Annotated in this window: 3 protein-coding genes and 1 pseudogene; 3 read left to right on the forward strand and 1 reads right to left on the reverse strand. The window is 75.3% G+C overall.

All coding sequences use genetic code 11. The annotated features are described in order from the left end of the window. Window positions 1-1099: homoserine O-acetyltransferase MetX (gene metX / locus ACRYR8_RS20950; RefSeq protein WP_432486209.1), on the forward strand; the 1099-nt coding region annotated here is incomplete at its 5' end. A gap of 54 nt (window positions 1100-1153) precedes the next feature. Then, window positions 1154-2728 carry a methyl-accepting chemotaxis protein gene (locus tag ACRYR8_RS20955; protein WP_432484418.1) on the forward strand — a complete coding sequence of 525 codons (1575 nt, stop codon included), beginning with the start codon at window positions 1154-1156 and terminating at the stop codon, window positions 2726-2728. Window positions 2729-2814: 86 nt separating this feature from the next. On the opposite strand, the gene ACRYR8_RS20960 is transcribed toward ACRYR8_RS20955, so the two are convergent. Continuing rightward, the gene (locus ACRYR8_RS20960) at window positions 2815-4197 is read right to left on the reverse strand and encodes a cation:dicarboxylate symporter family transporter (protein ID WP_432484420.1); all 1383 of its coding nucleotides are present in this window, start codon (window positions 4195-4197) and stop codon (window positions 2815-2817) included. 156 nt (window positions 4198-4353) lie between these two features. Here ACRYR8_RS20960 and ACRYR8_RS20965 point away from each other — a divergent pair. Then, a pseudogene (locus ACRYR8_RS20965) lies at window positions 4354-5028 on the forward strand (hypothetical protein); the annotation flags it as partial.

Genomic DNA, 5028 nt, shown 5'->3' on the forward strand with positions numbered 1-5028 from the left:
GGGGGGCGGGGGGGGGGGGGGGGGGGGGGGGGGGGGGGGGGGGGGGGGGGGGGGGCCGCCCGGGGCCCGCCGGGCCCCCCCCCGGCCCCCCCCCCCCCCCCCCGACGGCTCCAACGCGGTCCTCGTCGAGCACGCCCTCACCGGCGACTCCCACGTGGTCGGCGAGGCCGGTGAGGGTCACCCCACCCCCGGGTGGTGGCCCGAGCTCGTCGGCCCCGGCAAGGCGCTGGACACCGACCGCTTCTTCGTCGTGGCCGCCAACGTCCTCGGCGGCTGCCAGGGCAGCACCGGCCCCGCCTCCCGCCGGCCCGGCTCCGCGCAGCCGTGGGGCTCGGCGTTCCCGCGCATCACCGTCGGCGACCAGGTCGCCGCGGAGGTCCGGCTGGCCGACGCCCTCGGCATCGCCCGCTTCGTCGCCGTCCTCGGCGGGTCGATGGGCGGGATGCGTTCCCTGGAGTGGGCCGTCGCGCAGCCGGACCGCGTCGGCGCCGCGCTCGTCCTGGCCACCTGCGCGGCCTCCACCGCCGACCAGATCGGTGCCCAGAGCGCCCAGATCACCGCCGTCGTCTCCGACCCCGGCTGGCACGGCGGCGACTACCACGACCTGCCCGCCGGGCAGGGCCCGCACACCGGCCTGGGCCTGGCGCGCCGCCTCGCGCACCTGAGCTACCGCAGCGGTGCCGAGCTGCAGGAGCGCTTCGGGCGCACGGCCCAGCCCGGCGAGGACCCCCTGGCGCCCGTGCACCCGGGCCGCTTCGCCGTGCAGTCCTACCTGGACCACCACGCCGCCAAGCTCGTGCACCGCTTCGACGCCGGCAGCTACGTCGCGCTCACCGACGCCCTGAACACCTGGGACGTCGGCCTCGGGCGCGGCGGCACGGACGCCGCGCTCGCCGCGGCCCGCACCCCGATGGTGGTGGCGGCCGTGGACTCCGACCGGCTGTACCCGGTGGCCGACTCGGCCCGCACCGCCGCCAGCCCCGCCGCCGTGGGGGGCCTGCGCGTGATCTCCTCCACCGCCGGGCACGACGGCTTCCTGGTGGAGGCCGAGCAGATCGCCCCGCTGGTGCGGGAGGTCCTCACCCTCGGTTCGCGCTGACGCCCGGCCGGGTGCCCGCTCAAGCGCCCGGCCGGGGCAGCCGATGAGCACCGGGTGAAGCGCCTCCTGGGGAACCTGTCGGTCCGAGGCAAGATCAGTGCCGTCATCGCGGTCATGACCGTGGTGTCCGTGCTCATCGGTGCGGTCGGGATCGGCCGCGTCGTGCACCTCAGCGACTCCATGCAGCGCCTCTACGCCGAGCACGTCGTGCCCCGCGGCGACCTCGTCGCCGCCCAGCGCTGGCTGCAGGCCACCAAGACCCGCGTCATCGAGTACGGCCCCGTCGCCCCCGCCGACCGCGCCGAGATGGTGACCGAGCGCGACGAGTTCCGCGTCAAGCTCGACGCCTCCCTGCAGGCGTACGCGCCCTACGAGGTGGATTCCGAGGCGATGGCCACGCTGCGTGACACCCTCGACGCCTACTTCGCCGCCGCCGACGCCATCCAGCCCGTCGCCGAGGAGGGCGCCGTCGCCTACGAGGCCGCCTACCAGGCGCAGGTGCGCGACCTGACCACCCAGGCGCTGAACGCGATGTTCGACGAGATGGAGGCCCAGACCGCCATCGGCGACAGCCGGATCGTGGAGGCGAAGGCCGAGGCCGCCGGCGCCGTGCGCCTCGTCGTGGCCGTCGGCGCCGTCGGCCTCGCGCTCGCGATCGCCCTGGCCCTGCTGGTGGCGTCCGCGATCGTGCGCCAGGTGCGCCGCGTGCAGGACAGCGCCGTCGCGCTCGCCGACGGCGACCTCACCCGTGACGTCGTCGTGGACTCCACGGACGAGATCGGCCAGACGGCCCGTGCCCTCAACACCGCGCTGGGCAACCTGCGCTCGCTGGTCTCGGAGGTGAGCGACTCCTCCACCGCCGTCTCCGCCGCCGCGGAGGAGATGACCGCCACCGCCGCCAGCATCGCGGACTCCGCCGACCGCACCTCCACCCAGGCGGGCATCGTCTCCGCCGCCGCGTCCGAGGTGTCCGGCAACCTGCAGACCGTCGCCGCCAGCGCGGGCGAGATGGGCACGGCGATCTCGGAGATCTCCTCCGGCACCGCCGAGGTCGCCCGCGTCGCCGCCACGGCCGTCGGCCTGGCCGACGCCACGAACGCCACCGTCTCGGCGCTGGGGGAGTCCTCCCGCGAGATCGGCGACGTGGTGCGCTCCATCACCGCGATCGCCGAGCAGACGAACCTGCTGGCGCTGAACGCCACCATCGAGGCCGCCCGCGCCGGCGAGATGGGCAAGGGCTTTGCGGTCGTCGCGGGCGAGGTCAAGGAGTTGAGCGTGCAGACCGCGCAGGCCACCGAGGACATCGCCCAGCGGGTCGCGCGCATCCAGTCCGACGCCGAGTCCGCGGTCACGGCGATCGCCGAGATCGCCCAGGTCATCACGACCATCTCCGACCACCAGGGCACCATCGCCTCCGCGGTGGAGGAGCAGACCGCCACGACGGGCGAGATGAACCGCAACGTCGCCGACGCCGCCGCCGGCAGCGGCCAGATCGCCGAGAACGTCGGCAGCGTCGCCGAGGCCGCGTCCGTCACCAGCGAGGGCGTCGCCCAGACGCGCGTGGCGGTGCACGAGCTCACCACGCTGGCGGGTCGCCTGCGCGACCAGGTCGGGCGGTTCCGCGTCTGACTCCTCGACCCGACGTGGGTGAGGCCCCCGCCTCGTGCGCGGCGGGGGCCTCGTCGGTGGGGCCGGTGGCGCCGGCCGGGGGTCCGTCAGCGCCTGCCGGCCACCTCGCGCGGGGCGGGCGCGCCTCCCGCACCGGTCTCCGGCTCCAGGACCTCGGCGTGCGAGGGGTCCATGGTCCGCTCGTCGAACGGCAGTTCCCCGGCCAGGACCCGCGCGGCGCGGGCCCGGTCGATCTGCCCGGTCCAGGTGCCGATGACGACGGTGCCCACCGCGTTGCCGATGAAGTTGGTGATGGCGCGCGCCTCGGACATGAAGCGGTCGATGCCGACGATGAGGCCGACGCCGTCCAGCAGTTCCGGGCGGTGCGAGGACAGCCCGCCCGCCAGGGTGGCCAGGCCGGCCCCGGAGACGCCCGCGGCGCCCTTGGAGGCGATGACCATGAACACCAGCAGGGACACCTGCTCACCGACCGACAGCGGGTCGCCCAGGGAGTTCGCGATGAACAGCGAGGCCATCGTCAGGTAGATGGCGGTGCCGTCGAGGTTGAAGGAGTACCCGGTCGGCACGACGATGCCGACGGTGGGGCGGGAGACGCCCAGGTGCTCCATCTTCGCGATGAGCCGCGGCAGGGCCGTCTCGGAGCTGGACGTGGAGACGATGAGCAGCAGCTCGCGGGCGGTGTAGCGCAGCAGCGAGAAGATCGACGTCTTCGCCGCCACCCGCAGCAGCAGGCCCAGGACGATGAAGATGAACAGCGCGCAGGTGACGTAGAAGCCGACCATGACGATCGCCAGCGCCTTGAGGGCGTCGACGCCGGTCTCGCCGACGACGGCGGCGATGGCGCCGAACGCGCCGACCGGCGCGACCCACATGACCATCGCCAGGACCTTGAAGACGATCCGCTGGATGGTCTCGACGCCGCGCAGGGCGCTCTCGCCGCGCTCGCCGAGGCCCTGGATCGCGAAGCCGACCAGCAGCGCGACGAACAGCGTCTCCAGCACCGACCCGTCCGTGAGGGCGGACAGCAGCGACGTCGGGATGATGCCCAGCAGGAAGTCGACCGTGCCGCCGGACTCGTGGGCGGTCTCGGCGAGCTCGCTGCCGCGCCCGCGCAGGTCCTCCGTCAGCTGTAGGTCCGTGGTCGGCAGCAGGTTGCCGACGACCAGGCCGACGACCAGCGCGAACGCGCTCATCACCATGAAGTACAGCAGCGCGGTGCCGCCCACCCGGCCCACCTGGGCGGCCTTGCGCACCGACCCGATGCCCAGCACGATCGTGCAGAAGATGATCGGGGAGATCATCATCTTGACGAGGTTCACGAAGCCCGTGCCGAGGGGCTTCAGCGCCTTGCCCGCGTCGGGGAACAGCAGCCCCACCGCGATGCCGAGCGCCACGGCGGCGATGACGGCGATGTAGAGGTAGTGGGTGCGGTCCTTCGTGCGGGTGCCGGGCTGAGCGCCTGTGCTCATGGGATCCTCCTGTGACCGGGGGGTACGGAGGTGATGGTGCTCACACGCCCGCGCGCCGGTCGTGCTTCTGCTCCTTTCGTTCACGACGCCGCCCGCCGCGCCCGGGGCGCGGTGCCCTCGCCCCGCCGCCGGCTCCGCTGGACCCTCGCCTCGCGGGTGCTCGTCCTGCAGCTGCTCGTCGTCTCCGTCGTCACCGCCGGCTGCAGCGCGGCGCTGGTGTGGCAGCTGCGCGCCGACGGCCGCCGCGACGCCGCCGAGCTGGTCACCGCCGTCGCCGGGGCCGTGGCCACCGACCCCGGCGTGCGCACCGCCCTGGCCGTGCCCGGCGGCACCACCGACCCGGCCCTGGCCGACGAGCGCGCCGCCGTGCGCGTGCACGTGGAGGAGGTCCGCGAGCGCACCGGCGCGGACTTCATCACCGTCATGGACACCGCCACCGTGCGCTGGACGCACCCCGACCCCGCCCGGGTGGGGGGCCGCTTCCTCGGCAACGCCGCGGCCGCGCTGGCCGGCGGGCGGGTCGTGGAGACCTACACCGGCACCCTCGGCCCCTCGGTGCGGGCGGTGGTGCCGGTGCGCGCCGCCGACGGCCGCGTCGTGGGTGCCGTCGCCGCCGGGGTCACGACCCGAACGCTGGCGCAGGACCTGCTGGAGCAGCTGCCGCTGGTGCTGGGCGCCGCGGCCGCGGCCCTGGCGGTCTCCGTGGCCGGCAGCCTCGCGCTGAGCCGCTGGGGGGGGCGGGGGCCGCCCCGGGGGCGTGCGGGGGGCCCGCGCCCGGGGGGGGGGGGGGGAGGCGGCGGGGCTGCCCTCCCGCTCCCAGGCCCCGTGGTG

The sequence above is a fragment of the Kineococcus esterisolvens genome (assembly GCF_050871405.1).
In the GTDB taxonomy this organism is placed as follows: domain Bacteria; phylum Actinomycetota; class Actinomycetes; order Actinomycetales; family Kineococcaceae; genus Kineococcus.

Excerpts from the sequence above, each read along its gene's own strand:
- ACRYR8_RS20960 (WP_432484420.1), bottom strand. The coding sequence starts at position 4,197 with ATGAGCACAGGCGCTCAGCCCGGCACCCGCACGAAGGACCGCACCCAC.